The 533-nt window shown below is 65.9% G+C and carries 1 protein-coding gene; it reads right to left on the bottom strand.

Annotation, left to right across the window (positions count from 1 at the left end; translation table 11 throughout):
- The coding region (locus QJT78_RS53440; RefSeq protein WP_281460935.1) for a nucleotide sugar dehydrogenase at nucleotides 1-533 on the bottom strand (533 nt) is incomplete at both ends.

The raw sequence follows: 533 nt of genomic DNA, 5'->3' as shown, positions 1-533 counted from the left end.
ATCGCGCATGTCGTCGGTGTCGGGCTTGAAGGTGAGGCCGAGCACGGCGATGGTCTTGCCGCGCAAGCTACCGCCGAGCGCCTGGCTGACCTTGCGCGCCATCGCGCGCTTACGGTTCTCGTTGACGGCCAGCACGGATTCGACGATGCGCAAGCTCACATCATAGTCCTGCGCGATCTTGATCAGCGCCTTGGTGTCCTTCGGGAAGCAGGAGCCGCCGAAGCCGGGCCCGGCGTGCAGGAACTTGGTGCCGATGCGGTTGTCGAGGCCGATGCCGCGCGCGACCTCCTGCACGTTGGCGCCGACCTTTTCCGAGAGATCGGCGATCTCGTTGATGAAGGTGATCTTGGTCGCGAGGAACGCGTTCGCGGCGTATTTGATCATCTCGGCGGTGCGGCGCGCCGTGAACATCAGCGGGGCCTGGTTCAGCGACAGCGGGCGATAGACGTCGCCCATCACCTTGCGGCCGCGCTCGTCGGAGGTGCCGACGACGACGCGATCGGGGTACTTGAAGTCGCGGATCGCCGCGCCCT

Source organism: Bradyrhizobium sp. Mp27 (assembly GCF_029953005.1).
Classification (GTDB): domain Bacteria; phylum Pseudomonadota; class Alphaproteobacteria; order Rhizobiales; family Xanthobacteraceae; genus Bradyrhizobium; species Bradyrhizobium barranii.
This window is presented reverse-complemented; position numbering and strand designations above follow the sequence as displayed.